The sequence below is a fragment of the Rhizorhabdus phycosphaerae genome (genome assembly GCF_011044255.1).
GTDB lineage: Bacteria > Pseudomonadota > Alphaproteobacteria > Sphingomonadales > Sphingomonadaceae > Rhizorhabdus > Rhizorhabdus phycosphaerae.
Window position 1 is genome coordinate 2,890,448 of the sequence record NZ_CP049107.1, and the last position, 18,888, is coordinate 2,909,335.

Below are 18,888 nucleotides of genomic sequence, written 5' to 3' on the forward strand. Positions count from 1 at the left end.
GAAGCGGCCTCCGATAGTGGTTCGTGCCGATGATATCCAGTCCTGGAGCGACCGGAGGAGGGGGCGTCCTGTTGCGCTACTTCGCGCCGAAGCCCGTGACCGCGATCTTCACCGTGCGGATCGCGATGAGAATGTCGATCCAGAGCGAGAAATTCTTGATGTAGTAGAAATCATATTGGAGCTTGTGGTGCACGGCGTCGAGCTCGGTCACATGCCCCTGGTTCACCTGAGCCCAGCCGGTGATGCCGGGGCGGACGATGTGCCGGTACAGGTAGAAGGGTATCTCGCTCTCATACCATTGCGATAGCGACAGCACCTCGGGTCTAGGCCCGATCCAGCTCATTTCTCCGCGGATGATGTTGAAAATCTGCGGCAATTCATCGATTCGGGTCCGCCGGAGCCACCTTCCCACGCGGGTGATGCGGTCGTCCGCATGCTGGGTCATGGCGGTGGCCATGTCGGCTTCACCCTCGCCGCACTGGCGCATCGTACGGAATTTGATGATCCGGAACGGGCGACCGCCTGACCCGACGCGAGTCTGGCGGAACAGCGCAGGACCCGGCGAGTCGAAACGAATCCACGCGCCGACGAGCAGCAAGAACGGCCCCAGCAGTGGCAGCAGCACGAGCGCGGAGGCCAGGTCCACCGCCCGCTTCGCCTTGCGCCAGGCGAGGTTGGGCAGAAGCGAACCGAAATTATTCTCGGAGAGATGCTCGATGGAGACGCGTCCCGTGATCGACTCGAGCACCTGCTTGCTGTGCAGGACCGTCCGTCCCATCACGGCGGCCTCGGCCAGCATGCGATCCCAAGCCGGGTCGTGATCGTGCCGGAAGTCCGCGACGATGAACGCCGAAGGGTCGTCGGGAACGACCGGCGATCGCAATCTGATCCATTCGACTTCGCGCGGCAGCGTCAGCCCATGAAGATCGAACCCCGGAACGACGTAGAAACGACGGCGGGTGCGCGGAAGCAGGTAAATGCTGAGGATGAAGAATACGGTAATCGTCGCCAGAAAGGCGGAGGAGAAATAGATGCGGTTATACTGAAGCCGCATTGCGAACAGCGCCGCCAGAACGAGTCCAAAGGAGCCGACGAAAGCGGGCAGGATGAATCCGAAGGCGCGCGTGCCAGGATAAGCGGTGACCCGGCGCAATATGATCAGCCCGAGCGTCATGGCGATCGTTGCGCCAAAGAAGCTGTTTGGAAAGCCCGACGAGGCGAGCGCGTCGTCGAAGCTGTCGAATCGCAGATAGGTGGGCAGAATCACTGCAATGGTGAAACCGATCAGGAACTGCGCCGACAAGGCGTTGAAAACGCTGGCGCGGGCCCGCGGAACCTGTAGCTCGCGACTCATGAGCACTTCCGGCTCACTCCCTTTTTCTCACGCATGGACATCTTGGCATATTGGTGGACCGATCAAGCCGCCGGTGCAGTGACATCGCGCACAGCGGTATTGCCGATCCAAACTATGCCAATAGCCTCCTGACGCGATTCGCCCTGTACCGTCCGCCCCCACGAAACGATGTGGCTTTCCCGTCGCGCAATTTGGAAACTATAGCAATCCTTAACTGTTGAGCAGGATATTGAGAGGGTTAGGGACGAATTTTCGTTGCATAGGCCCTGTGGTGACGGTAAGGAAACCATGTCTGTCTTTAGGAGACTCGTTGTGAAGAGCTTTGGTAAGGTTGCGGCATCGCTTGCTATCCTCGCGATAGCGTCGGCTCCCGTCGTGGCTGCCGTAGCCCCTGCTGGCGCGACGTTGAGCCAGGAAGCCGCGAAGGTGATCGGTTCGAAGATGCGCTCTGGCGTGGTGATGAAGCTCGGCAAGCGGGTCACCAAGAAGAAGGTTGAACTTGCCCAGCTCGAAGGTGCCGGTGGTGGTGCTCTCGGCGGTGCGGGTGGTAGCGCGGGCGCTGCAGGCGCTAGCGCAGGTGCAGCCGGTGCGGGCGCTGGAGCAGGTGCTGCCGGCGCCGCTGGAGCGGCCGGTGCTGCTGGTGCGGCAGGCGCCGCCGGAGCTGCGGCTGGTGTTGCAGGCGGCATTGGTGTCGCTGGCGCAGCGGCAGGCGTTGCAGCTGCAGCTGGTGCCGCTGCGGCGGCGAGCTCGGGCGGCGGCAACAGCCCGTAAGCCTGTCGACAAGACAAGAAACCGAGGGTGGCTCCGGCCACCCTTTTTTTTGGCTTTGCGCCGGCCTATGCTTTTCGTCACATCGGGGTGACCCTGGGCCGGCTAGGCAGGGCGGGTGCCCCGCGGCTCCCCTGTACAACCCCGGATTGTCGCCGCACGGCGGCGCGCATAGGGGAGGCAAGATCATTACGTGGCCGTGCCAAGCTTTGGCGCTCGTTATGTCCACTGGGCAGTGCCGATGAGGCGTGCTGCCTGACTCGGGAGACCGGTTGTGAAAAGTCTTTGTAAAGTAGCGGTTTCGCTTTCGATTCTCAGCGTCGTGTCGGTTCCCGTTCTTGCTGCCGTAGCCCCTGCGGGTGCGACGTTGAGCCAGGAGGCCGCGAAGGCGATCGGTTCGAAGATGCGTGCTGGTGTCGTGATGAAACTCGGCAAGCGCGTGACCAAGAAGAATGTCGAACTGGCGCAGTTTGGAAATGCGGCCCCTACCGGAGGCTGGAACGTCGTTCCGCCGGCACCCGGGCCGACACCGGGTGTGGGTGTTGGCGGCGTTGGCGGAGTCGGTGGCGGAGTCGGCGCCACTGGAGCGGTCGGAGTGGGTGCGGGCACTGTTGCTGGCGGTATCGGTGTTGGTGCCGCTGCAGCTGCAGCCGGTGCTGCCGCAGCTGTGGCAGGTGGCGTTGCCGTTGCTTCGAGCTCTGGCGGCAGCAATCCACCGATCATCAGCGTCAGCCCTTAAGGCGCGTGATGCTGCGACGAACGAAGGGTGGCCCAGGCCACCCTTTTTTTGGCCTTCCCGTCGGGCTGTGTATTGCGTCACCTCGCTGCGACCCTCGCGAGGATAGGCGGTGCCAATGCTCGTAGCGTCCCTGTGCAACCCCGGATTGCCGCAATGCTGCGACGCAGATAAGGGGAAAGCATGAGGATCGCCCGTCGTGCTGTGCCACACCGCCTATCGGGCTGCTTCTGGGCGCTGACCGCCTTTCTGTTCCTTGCCTTCGCAACGGGTGGCGGATCCCGCTACGATATTCAGTCTCTCGCGATCCTTCGCCCCGCGTCGGCCGTCCTGATTGCCTTTGCGATCTGGGGCGTGACGACCCGCCAGCTGCGTGCCCTGCGGGCGCCTCTTCTCTTCCTGGGGGCAATGGCCCTGCTGATCCTGTCCCATCTCGTTCCCCTCCCCTGGAGCATCTGGTCGCAGCTTCCGGGTCGGGAAACGATTGTCGCCATCGACGAGGCCGCGGGGCTCGGCAGGATCTGGCGACCGCTGGCCCTCGTTCCAGTCGGCGCGTGGAACGCATTCTTCAGCCTGCTTCCACCACTCGCAGTGCTGCTCGTGGGCGCCCGCCTATCTCTTGCGGAGCGCCGCGCGTTGGTTGTCCCACTGTTGCTGCTCGCGATCATCAGCGCCGTTGTCGCGCTGTTGCAACTGGGTGGTGGCGAGGACAGCCCGCTCTATCTTTATCGCGTGACCAGCAATGGCGCGGCCGTAGGCCTGTTTGCGAACCGGAATCATCAGGCGGTCTTCCTCGCCTGCATGTTCCCGCTGCTCGCGCTGTTCGCTTCGCCGACGACCTTTCCGCGTTGGGATCGCAGGGTGAGCCTTGGTCTCGCGCTTGCCTGCGGCGCTCTTCTCGTCGCCCTGATTCTGGTGACCGGATCCCGGGCCGGGCTGCTCGCCATGGTCGTGGGGCTTGCTGGGGCGGTCATGCTCGATACGATTTCGAGAAAGACACCGACCGGTCGCGGAGTCATGACCTGGACAGTTCCTGCGGCGGCGATCCTCATCCTCGTGGGGCTGGTGATCGGCACGGGACGTGCGGAATCGGTTGACCGCCTTCTCGGAAGTGCCGGTAGCGGCGAGATCCGCTATCGCGCATGGGGTCCGATTTTCACTATGGCGAAGGACTATTTTCCGGCGGGCTCCGGGATCGGTTCCTTCGCCGAGGTTTATCGTCTGCACGAACCCTATGCCTTGCTCGACTGGACGACCTTCCTGCGGGCGCATAATGATCCGCTCGAACTGCTTCTCACCGGCGGAGCCCCAGCGATGCTGCTGCTTGTGGTTGCCGTAGGGGCCTATGTGCGTCAATGTGTGACATGGTGGCGCTCCGGGGCAAGGGAGGGGACGCGCTCGGTGACGAAGGGGGCTGCGCTCTGCGTGATTGCTATTCTCGGGCTTGCAAGCCTGGGAGATTATCCGCTGCGAACGCCTGCACTCGCTTGTCTTCTATGCGTCATGCTGCTGTGGCTTTACGGGGCTGACGGCGCCGGGGGGCATGATAATTCATTTGACGGAACAGCGTCCGATCCTAAGACGAGCACTCCAAAAGAGGGTCGCGGAAGTAATGCGTAATTGCTTGACTTTACTTGCTATCGCGCTGGGCCTTACCGCCTGCGCCAGTACGCCGAAGCTCGGCGGCGCGCCCAATATCGAGGTACTCGATGCTCAGGAACTGCCGATTCCCGATCGCGGGGAGACCTTTGCGGTCGATCGTCCCTATATCGTTGGCCCGTTCGACAAGCTGCGCATCGACGTATTCGGTATTGCCGAACTGTCAGATCGCAAGGTGCAGGTAGACGCCAGCGGGCGCATCTCCTTTCCGCTGATCGGAGCGCTCACGATCGCCGGCAGTACGCCGGGTGAGATCGAGCGCCTGATCGAGACCAAGCTGGCGGCCAGCTATGTCCGCAACCCTCAGGTCTCGGTCAATCTCGAGGAGACGGTCAGCCAGGTCGTGACGGTCGAAGGCCAGGTCAAGAAGCCGGGCCTGTTTCCGGTCGTCGGCCGGATGACGCTGTTGCGCGCGATCGCATTGTCCGGGGGAACGGATGAGTTCGCGAAGCTCAACGAGGTCGTCATCTTCCGCACCGTCAAGGGCGAGCAATATGCCGCGCTCTACAACCTCAAGTCGATCCGGCTCGGTGCCTATGCCGATCCGGAAGTCTTCGCCAACGACGTCGTCGTCGTCGGCGAGTCGCAGGCGCGCCGCGTCTTCAAGGACTTCCTGCAGGTGCTTCCGGCACTGTCGACCCCCCTCATCTTCGCCGTCGATCGCCTGAACCGATGATCGCGCGCCCGGCCGTTTATTGTGAGTGCTTCCGATGAGTAATGCTGCGGACGTTCAGGGTCTGGACCCGGCGGGATCTTCCCAGGGCTTCAGCGACAGCTACGCGCTGCCGCCGATCCTGAAGCAATATTGGCACACCGCGCTGCGGTGGAAATGGCTGATCCTCGCGATCATCGCCGCCGCCCTCGCTACAGGGCTGATCGTCACGCTGCTGACCCCGTCCCGCTACACGGCCAAGGCGCAGATCGAGATCAGCCGCGAGCAGAAGAAGGTGACCAAGGTTCAGGGTCTCGATTCGGATAATGCGGATCGCGACCTCGAATTCTACGAGACGCAATATGCCTTGCTGCGCGCCCGGTCGCTGGGCGAGCGCGTTGCGAAGTCGATGGGGCTGGCGCGTCGCGACGATTTCTTCGCGGCGCATGGCGTCAAGCTCGATCCCGAGCGTCACGGCCTGAACGGACGCGCCAACCTTACCCCCGCCCAGCGCGAGGCGCGCGAAGGCCTGGCGGCCAATCTGCTGCTCGGCAACATCGCGGTACAACCGGTTCGGCGGTCGCGGCTGGTCAACATCTCTTACACCTCGCGGTCGCCCAAGGTGTCGGCCGAGGTGGCCAATGCGTGGACGCGTCAGTTCATCGCCGCGAGCATGGACCGTCAGCTGGCGTCTACCGCCGACGCACGCAGCTTCCTCGAAGGCAGGCTGGCCAATCTTCGCGCCCGCCTCGAACAGTCCGAACGCGACGTCGTCACCTATGCCACGAAGAACGACATCGTAACGCTGAGCTCTTCGCGGGATTCGGATGGCAAGACCCAGATGCAGCGCACGATGGTGGCGACCGACCTCGAGGCCCTGAACACCGCCCTCAATGCCGCGACGGCCGACCGGATCGCTGCCGAGAGCCGCGCCCAGGCCAGTGGTTCCGCCGAAAGCGCCGACGTGCTGGGCAATGCCACGATCGCCCAGCTGCGGCAGCGTCGCGCGGATACGGCCTCCGAATACGCGAAGCTCATCGCGCGGTTCGAGCCGGGCTATCCGACCGCCCAGGCGCTGATGAAGCAGATCCAGTCGCTCGACGACGCCATTGCCCGCGAAACCGCGCGGGTGGTGAACAGCCGCGTCCAGACCTATCGCGAGGCGGTCAAGCGCGAGAGCGAGCTGAAGGCGCAGGTGGCGGGCCTCAAGTCGCGCCTCGACCAGCAGCAGCATGACGCGATCCAGTATAATATCTACCAGCGCGAAGCCGACACGAACCGCCAACTCTATGACGCGCTCCTCCAACGCTACAAGGAAATCGGCATCGCCGGCATGGTCGGCGTGAGCAACATCGTGATCGTCGACGACGCGCTCGTTCCCGGCGGACCGTCGGCGCCCAGTCTACCGAAGAACATGGCGATCGCGCTGGCCATCGGTCTCGGTCTCGCCATGCTGGCGACGCTCGGGCTCGAGCAGATCGATGAGGGTGTCAGCCACCCCGGCCAGATCCAGCAGATGTTCCATCTCCCGATGCTCGGCCACGTGCCGCTCAGCGAAGGCAATGTTGCGGAAGGGATCGACGATCCCAAGTCCTACGTATCCGAAGCCTATTTCACGATCAGGTCTAATCTGGCCTTCACGACCGACCATGGCGTGCCGCGATCCTTCATCGTCACGAGCACGCGGCCGGCAGAAGGCAAGTCGACTTCGTCCTATGCGCTGGCGCGGATCATCGGGCGGACGGGCAAGCGCGTGTTGCTCGTCGACGGCGACATGCGGTCGCCCGATGTCCATCATCTCGTCGGCATCGACAACAGCGCCGGCCTGTCCAACCTGCTGGCGGGCGAGGACAATATCGCGTCGCTCGTGCGCGAGACCAAGCATAAGGGCGTCTCGGTCCTCACCTCGGGCCCGAAGCCGCCGAGCGCTGCTGAGCTGCTCAGCAGCGATCGCATCCGCCAGCTCGTGATCGAGCTGCAGGGCATGTACGACCACGTGGTGATCGATGCCCCGCCGATCCTCGGCCTCAGCGACGCACCGCTGCTCGGCCGCGCCGTCGAAGGCGCCGTGCTGGTAATTCAGGCGGAAGGCGCCGCCGTGCGCGGCATCCGCGCCGCCATCAGCCGCCTGCGCATGGTCAACACCCACATCTTCGGCACGGTGCTCACCAAGCTCAAGGCCAGCGAGCTCGCTTATGGCTATGGCTATGGCTACGGCTATGGTTACGGCTATGGCTATGGCGACGCCGTCGCCAACAAGGCGGCGTGACGAGGCTGATCGCCGAGTGCTCCGGTCGACCGGGGCCCTGGAAGATCGCCGCCATGGTGCTGAGCCTGGCCCTCGGCATGGCGGCAGGAGCCGATTCCCTCGCCAATTTCTCGCGCTTCTCGGAGCCGGAGCGGACGCTGCGCTTGCGCCCCGACGATGCGATGGCGCTCACCACGGCGGAGGATCGGCGTCGCGCGCTCGTGGATCCGACAGCGACCGACATTCCCGTGATGGCGACGATCGCTCGAACCGCTTTGCGCTCCGAACCGCTGACCCCCGTCGCCTTGCGCCAGCTCGCGGTGGCAGAGGTCATGGCCGGCCGACAGGCGTCATCCGACAGATTGCTCGACCTCGCCCACCGTCTGTCGCGACGCGAACTCGGCACGTCGTGGCTGCTGATCAACCGCAGCCTCGACCAGGGCGATGCCGCCGGGCTGGCGCGAAGCTTCGACGAAGCCTTGACCACCAGCGCGGGCGCCGCCGAGCTTTTGTCCCCGGCGCTGGTTGACGGCCTGTTCGACGAAGGCGTGCGCGGCGCGCTGGTGCCCTATATTCGGTCGGACCGTCCGTGGATGCCGGCCTTTCTGCGCAGCGCCGCGGCGGGCCCCGATGCGGTCTCCAATACCGCGCTCATGATCCTGGCAGCGGGTGGGCTGCCCGATACGCCCCGCTACGCAGATACCGATGCCTATGTGCTGACCGGGCTGGCGGCGCGTCGGGATTTCCCGCTGGCTGCGCGCTATCTGCGCAAGGCCGTCAGGCTTCCTGCCGGCTTTACGACCAACGGGGCGGTCGGCCCCGCCAGCCTCGACAGCCGCGCCGGTCCGTTCGGATGGCGCTTCAAGGATGGGGCGGAAGGGAGCGCCCTGGCTGGCGATGGCAATGCGATCATCGTGCGGGCCGAAGCCGATCGCCGCGTGCCGGTTTCCGACCGGATTCTGCTGCTGGCTCCCGGACGCTATGCGCTCAACCTGCGTGGCGAGGTTCCCGATGGGCGCGCGCCGGCGACGGCCGAGGTGGCGCTTCGGTGCATCGGATCTTCGACGACGGACCTGATCGTCGGGCCGGCTGTGATAGGAACGACGTCCGGGCCGGTGAATCTGCCCTTTGCCGTTCCTGCCGACTGTCCAGCCCAGCGCGTCGAGATCGTCGCGACGGGCAAAGCTATCGATGGCGAGGGTGAGTTGACCTTGTCGGACTGGCGGATCGACCGCCTCTGAGCGTCAGCGCTTCGGCGCCAGCCGGGTCAGCAGCGCGAGCATGTCGAGCGCCAGCGTCCGCCGGCTATAGCGCGCGGCGGCGGGTGGACCTGCCAGCGACAGCCGGTTCCGCAACTCTGCATCGCCGGAAAGGGCCTGGAGCGCATCGGCAAGCGCCTGGGCATTTTCGGGCTCGAACGCGATGCCGACCCCCTCCTTGCTCACAATTTCTGCGGATTCGCCCTCGACGCCGTGCAGAATGGGGATACCCATGCCCATGCATTCGAAGATCTTGGACGGGATCACCGTCTTGAACAGATCCTCTCGCTTGAGATGCACGATCGAGGTGTCGAGCAGCGACCAGTAGCGGACCACCTCGTCCTTGGGCACGCTCTCCAGGAACAGGATGTTGGTCAGGCCGCGCGCCTCGGCGACGGACTTCAGCCGGGCGCGTTCGGCGCCATCGCCGAGCATCAGAATGCGGATGTGGCGGGTGTCGTCGCGGCCGGCGAGCAGCCCGGCGGCATCGACGAGCGTATCCAGCCCATGGGCCAGGCCATGGGTGCCGATATAGCCGGCGACGAAGCAGCTGCGGAGACCGAGCGTCTCGACGAGCTCTTCATCCTTGGGAAGGGGGCGGAAACGCGCGGTATCGACACCGTTGGTGACGACGTGAATCTTCTCTCCATCGATGCCGCGCCGGATGAGATTGTCCTTGAAGGCATGGGTCACCGACACGACCGCAGCGGCCTTCCGATAGAGATGCAGTTCGAGCTTCTCGAGCAGGTCGAGCAGCCGGTCTTGCCGGATGGCGGCGACGGCGCGGATCGACTCGGGCCAGATGTCGCGCAGTTCGAACACCCAGGGACGCCGCTTGACGAAACCCGCCATTCGCGCCGCGCAGGCCGTAAAGAACTGCGGCGAGGTGCCGACGATCAGGTCGACCTTGCGCACGAACAGCGACGCGACGAAGGCGCTGACCATGAAGCTCAGATAATCGAGGATGCGCAGGGCGAAGCCTTCATTGGCGCTGATGAAGGTCCAGACGCGGATCACCTCGATCCCGTCCATCGTCTCTCGCTGCCAGAGCCGGTTGCGATAGCCCGCGAACAGCTTGCCCTTCGGAAAATTAGGCGCGCAGGTGATCACCACCACCGAATGCCCCTCGCGCACCCATTCGCGGCAATGTTCGAAGGTGCGGCTCGCCGGGGCGTTCACCTCGGGCGGGAAATTGTCGGTGAGGAAGAGAAGGCGCATCATCGGTGCTCCGTCGCTGGTCAGGACCAGCCGATATGGCTGTGGACGCCGTGCGCGAGCTGCACGGCCGAGGCCCGGACGACCAGGCGCTGCGTCGTCTCCTCGACCCCCAGGTCCGGCCACCATGCTGCCGGCTCGGCGACCAGCGGCAGGTCGCAGGAAAGCACCGCCTCCTGTGCGCCTCTCTTCAGGCGCCAACGGGTGTCGGACAGCGGCTCGATCCTCGTGGCGGGGTGCAGCAGGAAGGCGATGCTGCCGTCATGGGCTGCTCCGCCCTCGATCCGGTCGAGGATGTCTAGTCCGTTGGATGCCAGCCGGAAGCGGCGTTGATGCTTCGGCCGGCCCGGCAGATGGGCGAACCCATCATGCGAGCCGGCAAGGGAAAAGCCTTCACCCTCGACCTGCCACTCGGCGCACTCCACGCGCGGCCGACGGCCCACGCGGAAGCGGCCGAAGAACTCGGCCTGATCGGTGCCGGTCAGCGACAGCGTATTGTGGTTGGCACAGGACCGGCTCGCCTGGCGGCGCGGCCCCGCCGTATATTCGAACACCCCCTGATCGACGAACAATCGCTCGCCGCCGAGCGACAGCTCGAAGCTGAGAACGTCGCCATGGCCATGCGCCGGCAACTCGTCCGGTCCGATCGGGCCGCAATCGGCGACCATATAGACCAGGTCGGTGCGCGCGCCGAAATAGCCGGCATCGGGATAGGCGAACCTCGCAAGCGGCGCGGGTCGCGCACCGCCGATGCCGGCATAGGCGTCGAGGCACGCCTCCACGCCATAGGCCATGGTCAGGCCCGAATCGTTGAAATGCGCCGGCAGCCCGTCGGGATGGGCGAGATCGACCAGCGCCTGCGCCATGCGCGGCAGGTGGTGGTCGAGCAGCGCGGCCAGCGCGTCTCCGCGAGCGAGGCTGCGCACCTCGATCAGGTCGGCGAAGACCTGGGCATGGTAGGAGGCCGAGCGTTCGAAATGCATGCCGTCCGGCAATATCTGCACCGGTATTTCGCGCAGGAGCGTCGCCGTGCCCAGCCGCCGCCACCGCTCGGCCTCCGGTCCGCTGAAATAGGCCGATGCCCAAAGCAGCGCCTTGGCATTTTTGATCAGATGATTGCCGCCGATATCGGTCTCGACATAATGGGCGAGATAGCGCAGCTGCTCGGCCAGGCTGGCGGCGATGCGCGCCTCGGCGTCCGGCGGAACAGCATCGGCATGGCGCGCGACGAACTGCATCCAGACCACCACGCGCAGCGAGATGGTGTAGGGAAACCAGACGTCGCGCCAGAAGCCGGGGCGATCGGGGCGGTTGTCCTCGATCCAGTGCAGGATCCAGTCGAGCCCCTCTTCGGCGGTCGCCTCCTCCAGAAACTCCATATAATGGAGATGCATCCGCCAGAGCTGAGCCGCGACCCCGGTGTCGCGGGCTGACCAGAAGATCGGCGTTCCTACCGGCTCGACATGCCCCAGAAAATACAGCCCGAGGTCCGGGCCTGACCGGTCGATCATGCCGGTGCGCAGGGGCATCACTGGCTGCGGCAGCCGGTCCGCACGCTGTGGTGCGCTCCCCGCGAAGCGCGGCGGCCGGATGTCGCTCCAATGTCTTTTGGCGGTGAGGATCAGGCGACGGACTATGCGGCCCGGCGGGACATGGCGCGCAAAGGCGAGTTCCTGGGCTAACCGCGCTGCAAATGCCTTCATGCGCCGAGCGTCCGTCCGGTCAGTTCAGGGCAGACGTGGCCGCACGGGGCAGGTGCCGTCCCATGTCGAAACCCCGGCGCAGCGCGAAATTGGCGAGGATGTGGAGGTAGAGCGGAATCTCTCGCCAGCGGCGCATCCAGACGCCGATAAAGCGCCGGTCGAGGATGCGGCGGATCGGCAGCAGCTCATATTCATGCGCGTTCAGCACATAGTTGAACAGGCGCAGGATCGATGCGTCGCGGCGCTGGCACACGAAGCGGACGCGCTTGGAGATGCCCAGGCTGTTCCAGTTGCGCGTCGCGCAGCAGTCGTTGATGATCAGCGCGCTGCTATGGATGCGGATCGGCCAGCGTTCGATCTCGTCGATCGGGACTTCGGTCACGGTCGCCGCAGCGAGGTCGACGGCAACCGCCCGATCGCCCTTCGCGCTGCGACCGACGATCAGGATGGGCTTGTCGCGGAAGCGCCGGCGCAGCAATCCCGGAGTGCCGTCGACGATCGCCTGGAGATGGCGGATGACGTGCCGAACGGCCAGGCCGGTCGCCTCTTCCTTGGTCTTCTGCCGTTCGAGCGTGTCCAGCTTGGCCGCGCGATAGCGCTCGATGGCCGCCGGCAGGTCGTCCACGACCGGCGCCAGCTGGAAACCCTGCTCGTCGTCCCACCGGTCGCCCGGGCTCATCGGCACGCACAGGGGATCGGTGATCCCCCGTGCCGCGAAATAGGCGGCCACGTTCGCGCTGAAGTTGACGGTGTCGTTGAACGCGTAGGTTTCTTCGTGGAGGAAGCAGTGGTTGCTGGCGAAGGGGATGGCGTATCGCGGTCGGACGGCGGCGCAGAAGCGCGCGAACTCGCGTGAATAGGCCGAGAGATCGTCGAAACTCGCGTCAGGCGCGTCGGTGAAACGATAGCAGAGCCGCGAATTGGCCGAGCTGTGGCTGCGCAGGGCGAAGTCGATGCGGGGATGGCGGCGCAGGATCTGCCGGAGCGGTCCTCCCATGAATTTGGCATCATTGGCGTTCAAGATAACGACGCCATCGGCCTCGATCACCAGTGCGGAATCGGTGAAGGGGCCGATCTGGTAGCTGGTCACCCGCAGACCGCCGAGATCGACGCCGACGCCATGGTCCAGCTCGCGCACGTTGCGGCATCCCATCTTGCGGAGATCGTCGATGATCCGCCGATCGGGGGTGCGGGGGACGAGGATCGTACGATCGAGGCCGAGGCGACGGAGCGTGGGGCCGTGGAAATGGTCCCAGTGGAGATGCGACAGATAGATGAAGTCGGGTGCCAGACCGTCGAGCAGGCCTTCGGGCGGCGGCGGAAAATTCCACCAGGATCGCCAATAGGCACTGCCCGCAAGCCACGGATCGCACACCAAGTTGACGCCGCCAGTTTCCACTTCGAGACTGGCATGGCCGAGGATACGGAACCTCACCGCGCGTTCCTTCCGCCTGTGCAGGTCATGGCGTTCCCGGCGCTCATTCCCTCAGCAGCGCGGCGGCTTCGATGCTCGCGCGGCTCACCTCGACGATGTCGGCCAGGGGTATGGGAGACGCGCCTCCGCCCCTGATCGCGTCGAGAAAGGCCCGTGCGCAGGCCTGCTGGCCCTTGTCCTGTTTCCAGCTTCGCTTCCGGCCGAAGCCGCCGAAGCCCCAGCCTTCGAGCAGGCGGAAATTGTCGAGCCGCAGGATTTTCCCGCCCGCGAACAGTTCGAGCCGTTCCTTAGGGAAGCGCCGGTCGCCATTGGCCAGATAGTGGATCGTCCCGGTGGACCCGTCGGCGAAGCCGAGCTGGATGGTCGCACTGTCCGGGCAGGCGGACCGCTGCTCCGGCCGCCCGAGCGGCATCGCCCGCACCGTTTCGATCGGCGCCCGTGCGAAGAAGCGAAGAAGATCGATGAAGTGGCAGGCCTCGCCGATGATCCGGCCGCCCCCGATCGCGGGATCCTGCGTCCAATGGTCGGCGGGGATCGCGCCGGCATTGACCGTCATGATCATGGCCTTGGGGGCCGAGATCGGGCGGAGCAGCGCCTCCGCCTTGACGATCAGCGGGGCAAAGCGGCGATTGAAACCGACCATCAGGGCCTGCCCGGGGCGTGTGCTGGCCTCGTCTTCGATCTCCGCCAGTTCTTCGAGCGACAGGCAGAGCGGCTTTTCGCAGAAGACATGCTTGCCGGCGCGCAGCGCGGCCAGGACCTGCCGGGCGTGGACGTCGTGCCGCGTCGCGATGACCACGGCATCGACCCCGGGGTCGGACAATACCGCATCCTGATCGGTGCTCGCCTGATCGAAGCCATGCTTGCGCGCGAAATGGACCGCGCTGAAGCCTCCGCCGCTGACCGCGGTCCGCATGCGCGCGCCGCCGGCCCTGAACGCCGGCATGAGGACGCGCCCGGCATAGTTGCCGGCCCCCAGAAAGGCGACGCCAGGATTTTCGGTGACGTCTGAGCTCAGAGCCTTGGTCACGGGGACGCTGCGCAGCGCGACGCGCGCATCCGCTTCGGCATCCTCTGCATAGCGCAGCATGATGCCGAGCGAGGGCTCGTCCGAGGTGAGCAAGGCGAAGGCTTGTTCGGTGTCAGCCAGATCGAAGCGATGGGAGATCAGCGGCGCGACGTCGATGGCGCCCGAGGCCATGAGGTCGAGGACCGCCTCGAAATTGCGCTGCTCGGTCCAGCGGACGAATCCGATCGGATAATCCTGGCCGCCCGCCTCATAACGGGGGTCGTAGCGGCCGGGGCCATAAGAGCAGCTGACCTGGAAGCTAAGTTCCTTCTCGTAAAAGTCGGCACGCGACAGATTGAGGCCGACGACGCCGATCAGCACGATCCGGCCGCGCTTTCGCGACATCTGGGCGGCCTGGGCGACGATGTCGTTGCTCTTGCTGGCGGCGGTGATGAGCACCGCGTCCACGCCCGCACCGCGCGAGAATTCGGCTGCGCGGCCGAGCACATCCTCGCCCGCCGCGGGGTTGATCACCTCCGCACCGAACGTCCGAGCCAGGTCCAGCCGCGCCGGATCAATGTCGATGCCCAGGACCCGGCAACCCTGCGCGCGCAGCATCTGCACCGTGAGCAAGCCGATGAGGCCCAGACCGAACACGGCGACACATTCGCCGAGTTTCGGGTCGGCCAACCTGATGCCCTGCAGGCCGATCGCGCCGATCACGGTGAAAGCCGCCGCCTCGTCGCTCACCGCATCGGGGATGCGCGCGCACAGATTGCGGGGGATTGCGACGACCTCGGCATGGTTGCCGTTGCTCGCCACCCGGTCGCCGGCGGTGAAGCCGTCGACACCGACGCCTACGTCCATCACCCGCCCGACATTGCAATAGCCGAGCGCGATGGGCTGATCGAGCTTGCTGCGGACCGCGTCGACCGTCGCGACGACGCCGTCGGTCCGCATCTTTTCGAGCACCTGCCTGACCTTGTCAGGCTGCTGGCGTGCCTTGTCGATCCAGCCGGCCTTGCCGAAGTCGACGAGCATCCGCTCGGTGCCGGCCGAGATCAGCGACCGGCTCGTCCGGATCAACAGCTGGCCCCGCCCCGCACGCGGCGCGGGAACGTCGGTCAGGCTCGTCACACCGCTGCCCAGATTCTGGAGGATCTGCTTCACGCGGTCAGGCTCGCACGGGACAGCAGCGCGTCCTTCTCTTGCCGATTTGGATAGTTGATCAGCACGGCGCGATACTTCCCCTTGAATACGAAGAGGCTGCCTGCGGCCGCCCCGACGATCCTTTCCTGTCGAATGAGTGCCGATATGTCGTCGAGCGATCCGGCGCCACCCAGCATTGTGACGGGTATCGTCACCGCCTCGCGCAGGCGGGCGACGAAGTCCAGATCATAGCCGCCCATTTCGCCATCGCGATCGACCATGTTGATAACGATCTCGCCGGCGCCGCGCGACTGCATCTCGACGGCGAGGTCGAGCGGTCGTCGTCCGGTCTTGCGCGTGCCGTTGTGCGTGACCACCGTCAGGCCGCCCAGAAGGCCGGCTTTGCGCAGGTCGAGCGTGACGACGATGCTCTGCGTCCCGACGCGGCGGGCGCTGCGGTCAACCAGCGAGGGATCGGCCAGTGCGGCCGCGCTCAGCGAGACCTTCTCGACCCCCAGCGAGACGATGCGGTCGACCTCGTCCTCGCTGGCGATGCCGCCGCCATAGCAGAGTGGCATCCGGCATTCATTGGCGATGCGGGCGATAAGTGCATGGTCGGGCGACCGCCCCTGCCGCGTCGCATCGATGTCGAGAAGGATCAGTTCGTCCACCTCCTTCTCGTTGAAGATGCGCACCGCGTTGATCGGGTCGCCGACATATTTGGGATCGGCGAAGCGCCGCGTCTTTACGAGGCCGCCCTCGCTCAGCAGCAGGCAGGCGATGATCCTGGGACGCAGCATCAGGGGTGCTCGACCCCGGCGAAATTGGCCAGCAGCCTGACGCCCCAATGATGGCTCTTTTCGGGATGGAACTGCACGCCCGCAATATGGTCGCGCCGGACCGCGCAGCAGAAGCGGGCTCCATAGTCGGCCTCTGCTATCGCCGCCTCGGCGGCGGCCGGGACGGTGCCGTAGGAGTGCAGGAAGTAGAATCGCGGGGCATCGAGCTTTGCGAAGAGCGGGTCGTCGCCCGCGCGGATATCGTTCCAGCCCATATGCGGGAGCGGCAGGCCTGCGCCCGGGTCGAGCCGTGCGACATGGCCGGCAATCCAGCCCAGCCCGGAAAGCTCCCCCTCCTCGCTCCGCTCCAGCATCATCTGCATGCCCACGCAAACGCCCAGCACGGGCACGCTGCGCCCCAGGACCGCCTCGTCGAGCGCATCGCGGAGGCCGGATTGCTGGAGGCGGGCCATGGCCCAGTCAAATGCCCCGACGCCGGGCAGGATCAGACGGTCGGCCATAGCCAGTTCCGCCGGTTCGGTCAGTCGGCGCGCCTCGACCCCCAGCCTGCGGAAAATGCTCGCAAAGGCTTCCAGATTGCCGAGCCCGTAGTCGACGAGCCCGATCATCTCTTGCCGCCGCGCTCCATACCGAGAAGCCGCATCGCCCGTGCGCCCATCTTGTAAATATGCTGTTGCGAGCGAAAATCGCGGAAGCTGCGTTTGGGCAGGGCCATGTAGCCATTCAGTTCGTCGACGCTGATGTCGAGCTTGCTGGCGACGAACTCGATCTCGGTAGCGATCGTCGCCTTGTCGTAGCTCGGCGCCTTCAGCCGCTCGACCGCCTCCTCGCGCGTCATCTGGCCGGTCAGGATCAGGCTGGAATATTGCACCTTGCGGACATCATAGCCGAAGCGTTCGGGCAGCCAGTAGCTTTCGTAGAAGCGGGTGAAGCGCGATTCGAAATGCTTCTGCGGATAGGGTTGCCAGCCGAAGCGCTCCATGAGGAGCGTCTTGGCTTCCTTCTGGACGTACGGAATCTCGTTGAGCGGGCGGACGACCTTGATGCCACGAACATAGGGCAGCCACAATTTGTGCCACAGGATCGACGTCACCGGGAAGCGACGCAGCGGCCTCGTGCCATAGCGGCGATGGATGTCGCGCAGCTGGATGCTGTCGGATTGGTAGTACATCCATTCCATCGGGTTGCGCACGCATTCGGTGGAATAGTTCGCACCGGTCAGGATGTGCCTGATCCCATGCTTCGCGGCAAAGCGATACATGGTGGCGAAGAAGGCGTGGTCCTGCGGCGTGTCGATATGCGGCACGCCCGACTTGAAGAAGGCCCTTTGGAGGTCCTTCATTTCCTCCCAGTCGATGACCTCGGTGTAAAGGTCGAGGCCGAGGCCGTCGATGAGCCGCTCGATATTGTTCACCGCGATCTGGCTGTTCCACCCGGCATCGACGTGAAACACCAGCGGCCTCAGCCCGAACCGCTCCTTGGCGAGATAGGTGAGGTAGGAGCTGTCTATGCCCCCGCTCATGCCGATGATGCAGTCGAAGTCGCGGCCACGGCCGGCTTTGCGGATCGCCTCGATCGATGCTTCGAGCTGGGCGCTATGCGTCTCGCTTGGCTGCCAGTCAGGCAGAATCTGGCTGTCGAAGGTCCGGCAATGGTCGCAGACGCCCTCTGCGTCGAAGCTGATCGCAGCGTCGGTAGTGTCCATCACGCAGCGCGTGCAGACCTGATATTCCCGCATCATTAAGCAGCTCGCTCCCCATGCGATCGCTTGAGTGTCGACAAGAGGAAATCAAAGGTCTGGTCGGCGCAGCGCTGCCACGAAAAGGACTGTGCGATAGCTTTGGCACGATCGGCATAGGCGTTTGATTCCACCGGGTTACACGCTAACGCCCCAACTGCGTCAGCAATGCTCTCCGGCAGTTCCGGGTTAAAGTAGGCGCCCGCATCCTGCAAGATGTCTGGCATGGGTCCTCTCTCCGAACAGGCGATGGGCAGGCCCGCCGCCATCCCCTCGAGGAGCGTCACCGGCATGCTTTCACAGCTCGACGCGAACAGAAAGATATCGGCCCGCGCCAGCAAGTCGGGAATCTCCGCATGCGGCACGAAAGGTTCGAGGGTGACGAAGTCTCGCGCCGAATCATGCCGCTCTACGGCAGCCATCATCCGATCCATGGCGGGGCCAGAGCCGCCCCCGACCAGCCTCAGCCGTAACGGAATACCCTGCGCCCGAAGCTGGCCGATCGCTTCAACGACGTGCCACTGATGCTTATAGGGCGCTGCGTTCGAGATGTAGATGCAGTCGCGCAGCGCCTTCGCGGCGGCCGGCGCGGCACGCCGGGGCATGTCCAGGAAGCGCTGGTCGATACCGTGCGGCACGATGGCGACATGGGGCAGCGGCCCGGTGGCCTGGCCGATGCGCTCGGCCGCATAGCGCGTAAGAAAAATCGCGCCATCAGCATGGCGTAGCGCTGCCATGTGAACGTGGCGCAGGGCCTGCAGCCGCAGTCGTGCCTTGCCCGCGGCGTAGCGCTCCATCTCGCCGGGCTCGAAGGGCAACATGTCCTGACTCATCGTGACGCTGGGGCGGAAGGGGCAGACCGATCCGGCATCGACGTTGAAGAGCAGGTCGATCCCGGCCCGCTTCGCGGCCGCGGGGAGCAGGAAGCGCTCCCAGAACAGTTCGAGCGGGACGGAAGCCTGCCAGCGCCCGGTGGAATGCTTGTGCAGCCACGGCCGGTCGGGGACGCGCGCCAGCAGGCCGTCGAACGCCCAGAGATGCAGGGCGGCAAAGCCATGCCGCTCGGGGTCGCTGCGCTCGACGAGCCCGATCAGGTGGGCAACGGCGCCGCCCGATCGGGCGCGGCACGCATTGATGCCGATAACAGGCCGGTGAATCATCGG

The 18,888-nt window shown here is 65.2% G+C and carries 15 protein-coding genes; 6 read left to right on the forward strand and 9 right to left on the reverse strand.

Annotation, left to right across the window (positions count from 1 at the left end; all coding sequences use genetic code 11):
* Nucleotides 1-76: 76 nt before the first annotated feature.
* Nucleotides 77-1,354, reverse strand: coding sequence for a sugar transferase (locus G6P88_RS13465; protein WP_165323624.1), 1,278 nt, complete (start codon nt 1,352-1,354; stop codon nt 77-79).
* A 312-nt stretch (nt 1,355-1,666) separates the two neighbouring features.
* Here G6P88_RS13465 and G6P88_RS13470 point away from each other — a divergent pair, with 312 nt between their 5' ends.
* The 6 genes from G6P88_RS13470 to G6P88_RS13495 all read left to right on the forward strand — a co-directional run bounded on the left by G6P88_RS13470 (nt 1,667) and on the right by G6P88_RS13495 (nt 8,658).
* A complete protein-coding gene (locus G6P88_RS13470; protein ID WP_206335770.1) occupies nt 1,667-2,125 on the forward strand; it encodes a hypothetical protein in 459 nt (152 codons plus the stop codon).
* A gap of 319 nt (nt 2,126-2,444) precedes the next feature.
* Nucleotides 2,445-2,861 (forward strand): hypothetical protein, encoded by a 417-nt coding sequence (locus tag G6P88_RS13475; RefSeq protein WP_165323626.1) that lies wholly within the window; start codon nt 2,445-2,447, stop codon nt 2,859-2,861.
* Between the two features lie 180 nt (nt 2,862-3,041).
* Entirely contained in the window at nt 3,042-4,478 is a 1,437-nt protein-coding gene (locus G6P88_RS13480; protein ID WP_165323627.1) for an O-antigen ligase family protein, read from the forward strand.
* 4 nt (nt 4,479-4,482) lie between these two features.
* The gene (locus G6P88_RS13485) at nt 4,483-5,193 is read left to right on the forward strand and encodes a polysaccharide biosynthesis/export family protein (RefSeq protein ID WP_226946563.1); all 711 of its coding nucleotides are present in this window, start codon (nt 4,483-4,485) and stop codon (nt 5,191-5,193) included.
* A 34-nt stretch (nt 5,194-5,227) separates the two neighbouring features.
* Complete coding sequence (locus G6P88_RS13490) at nt 5,228-7,438, forward strand: GumC family protein (protein ID WP_165323629.1); 2,211 nt, start codon at nt 5,228-5,230, stop codon at nt 7,436-7,438.
* A complete protein-coding gene (locus G6P88_RS13495; RefSeq protein ID WP_165323630.1) occupies nt 7,435-8,658 on the forward strand; it encodes a hypothetical protein in 1,224 nt (407 codons plus the stop codon). The genes G6P88_RS13490 and G6P88_RS13495 overlap by 4 nt, the downstream gene beginning before the upstream one ends.
* A 3-nt stretch (nt 8,659-8,661) precedes the next feature.
* Here the strand turns inward: G6P88_RS13495 and G6P88_RS13500 are convergent, their stop codons facing one another.
* Genes G6P88_RS13500 through G6P88_RS13535 form a run of 8 tightly spaced genes read right to left on the reverse strand, consistent with a single transcriptional unit; the run spans nt 8,662 to nt 18,885 of the window.
* Nucleotides 8,662-9,897: a glycosyltransferase family 4 protein gene (locus tag G6P88_RS13500; RefSeq protein ID WP_206335771.1), complete on the reverse strand. Its 1,236-nt coding sequence runs from the start codon at nt 9,895-9,897 to the stop codon at nt 8,662-8,664.
* Between the two features lie 17 nt (nt 9,898-9,914).
* Nucleotides 9,915-11,594, reverse strand: coding sequence for a heparinase II/III family protein (locus G6P88_RS13505; RefSeq protein ID WP_165323631.1), 1,680 nt, complete (start codon nt 11,592-11,594; stop codon nt 9,915-9,917).
* A gap of 19 nt (nt 11,595-11,613) precedes the next feature.
* Nucleotides 11,614-13,029, reverse strand: a complete 1,416-nt coding sequence (locus tag G6P88_RS13510; protein WP_165323632.1) for an MBL fold metallo-hydrolase — start codon at nt 13,027-13,029, stop codon at nt 11,614-11,616.
* Between the two features lie 43 nt (nt 13,030-13,072).
* The gene (locus tag G6P88_RS13515) at nt 13,073-15,208 is read right to left on the reverse strand and encodes a bi-domain-containing oxidoreductase (RefSeq protein ID WP_165323633.1); all 2,136 of its coding nucleotides are present in this window, start codon (nt 15,206-15,208) and stop codon (nt 13,073-13,075) included.
* Nucleotides 15,205-15,987: an AglZ/HisF2 family acetamidino modification protein gene (locus G6P88_RS13520; protein WP_165323634.1), complete on the reverse strand. Its 783-nt coding sequence runs from the start codon at nt 15,985-15,987 to the stop codon at nt 15,205-15,207. The genes G6P88_RS13515 and G6P88_RS13520 overlap by 4 nt, the downstream gene beginning before the upstream one ends.
* Complete coding sequence (gene hisH, locus G6P88_RS13525) at nt 15,987-16,595, reverse strand: imidazole glycerol phosphate synthase subunit HisH (RefSeq protein WP_165323635.1); 609 nt, start codon at nt 16,593-16,595, stop codon at nt 15,987-15,989. The genes G6P88_RS13520 and hisH overlap by 1 nt, the downstream gene beginning before the upstream one ends.
* A complete protein-coding gene (locus tag G6P88_RS13530) occupies nt 16,592-17,728 on the reverse strand; it encodes an N-acetyl sugar amidotransferase (protein WP_206335774.1) in 1,137 nt (378 codons plus the stop codon). Before G6P88_RS13530 ends, hisH begins: the two co-directional genes overlap by 4 nt.
* Nucleotides 17,728-18,885: a glycosyltransferase family 4 protein gene (locus G6P88_RS13535; protein WP_165323636.1), complete on the reverse strand. Its 1,158-nt coding sequence runs from the start codon at nt 18,883-18,885 to the stop codon at nt 17,728-17,730. The genes G6P88_RS13530 and G6P88_RS13535 overlap by 1 nt, the downstream gene beginning before the upstream one ends.
* Between the last annotated feature and the right edge of the window lie 3 nt (nt 18,886-18,888).

Bases quoted from the DNA above. Each gene is read 5' to 3' on its own strand.
- G6P88_RS13465 (WP_165323624.1), bottom strand. From the start codon at position 1,354: ATGAGTCGCGAGCTACAGGTTCCGCGGGCCCGCGCCAGCGTTTTCAAC.
- G6P88_RS13480 (WP_165323627.1), top strand. From the start codon at position 3,042: ATGAGGATCGCCCGTCGTGCTGTGCCACACCGCCTATCGGGCTGCTTC.
- G6P88_RS13490 (WP_165323629.1), top strand. From the start codon at position 5,228: ATGAGTAATGCTGCGGACGTTCAGGGTCTGGACCCGGCGGGATCTTCC.
- G6P88_RS13500 (WP_206335771.1), bottom strand. From the start codon at position 9,897: ATGATGCGCCTTCTCTTCCTCACCGACAATTTCCCGCCCGAGGTGAAC.
- G6P88_RS13505 (WP_165323631.1), bottom strand. From the start codon at position 11,594: ATGAAGGCATTTGCAGCGCGGTTAGCCCAGGAACTCGCCTTTGCGCGC.
- G6P88_RS13520 (WP_165323634.1), bottom strand. From the start codon at position 15,987: ATGCTGCGTCCCAGGATCATCGCCTGCCTGCTGCTGAGCGAGGGCGGC.
- hisH (WP_165323635.1), bottom strand. From the start codon at position 16,595: ATGATCGGGCTCGTCGACTACGGGCTCGGCAATCTGGAAGCCTTTGCG.
- G6P88_RS13530 (WP_206335774.1), bottom strand. From the start codon at position 17,728: ATGATGCGGGAATATCAGGTCTGCACGCGCTGCGTGATGGACACTACC.
- G6P88_RS13535 (WP_165323636.1), bottom strand. From the start codon at position 18,885: ATGATTCACCGGCCTGTTATCGGCATCAATGCGTGCCGCGCCCGATCG.